This window comes from Clostridium sp. AF36-4, assembly GCF_003435975.1.
In the GTDB taxonomy this organism is placed as follows: domain Bacteria; phylum Bacillota; class Clostridia; order Lachnospirales; family Lachnospiraceae; genus Eubacterium_F.
In genome coordinates this window covers 1-1,219 of the sequence record NZ_QTVH01000068.1, presented here as the reverse complement: position 1 = coordinate 1,219, position 1,219 = coordinate 1, and the positions used below count along the sequence as shown (strand labels likewise).

Annotated in this window: 1 protein-coding gene; it reads right to left on the bottom strand. The window is 36.4% G+C overall.

All coding sequences use genetic code 11. From position 1 onward, the window contains the following. Positions 1-12: 12 nt before the first annotated feature. A complete protein-coding gene (locus tag DW005_RS13610; RefSeq protein WP_000195429.1) occupies positions 13-1,185 on the bottom strand; it encodes an IS256-like element IS256 family transposase in 1,173 nt (390 codons plus the stop codon). Positions 1,186-1,219 lie beyond the last annotated feature (34 nt).

Below are 1,219 nucleotides of genomic sequence, written 5' to 3'. Positions count from 1 at the left end.
TTTTTACCATTTCTACTTATCAAAATTGATGTATTTTCTTGAAGAATAAATCCATTCATCATGTAGGTCCATAAGAACGGCTCCAATTAAGCGATTGGCTGATGTTTGATTGGGGAAGATGCGAATAATCTTTTCTCTTCTGCGTACTTCTTGATTCAGTCGTTCAATTAGATTGGTACTCTTTAGTCGATTGTGGGAATTTCCTTGTACGGTATATTGAAAGGCGTCTTCGAATCCATCATCCAATGATGCGCAAGCTTTTGAATATTTTGGTTGATCGATATAATCATGAATCAATCGATTTTTAGCCTCACGCGCTAAGTTAATATCTGTGAACTTAAAAATTCCTTTAACAGCTTCTCTGAAAGATTTTGAATTTTTTTTAGGAATGGTGGTAAAGATATTTCTTAGGAAGTGAACTTGGCATCTTTGCCAACTTACGTTGGTGAAGGATTTTCTAATGGCAGAGACTAATCCTTTGTGCGCATCAGAAATAACGAGTTCCGTACCTTGTAAACCGCGTTCTTTTAGGTATTCAAAAAATGTTGTCCAGGTCTCTTCGCTTTCGCCACTTTGAATCATGAAGCCGATAATTTCACGGTCGCCATCTTTGGTTATTCCAATCGCTATATGACAGCTTTTTGAGAGTACTCGATTTTCTTCTCGTACTTTTATATAGAGTACATCGGTCATTAAGTAAGGATAATTTTTTTCTGATAATAAACGATTCTGCCACTCGTTAACCATAGGTTCTAGCTGTTCTGTTAAGCTAGAAACGAAGGACTTAGAGACGGATTTACCACAAAGTTCTTCCACAATTTTTGATACTTTACGAGTTGAAACGCCTGATACATACATTTCCAACATTGAAGCCATGAGGGCTTTTTCGTTTCGTTGATAACGTTCAAACACTGTGGGTGAAAAATGGCCATCACGTGTTCTGGGTACTTTTAATTCTAGCGTGCCTACACGTGTCGTAAAGCTGCGCTCATAATAGCCATTTCGTTGACTTTGTCGGTTTTCTGTTCGTTCATATTCTTTTGCTTGAATATATTCTGTTCGTTGATTTTCCATTAGTTGATTAAATACCGTTGTTAAAATATTTTTAGAAACGTCATCCTTTACAGAATATTCAATAATGCTTTGAATCTCTTCGCTTTTCAGTGTAAAATGTACTTGGGTCATGTAAAAGTCCTCCTGGGTATGTTTTTGTCGTTAA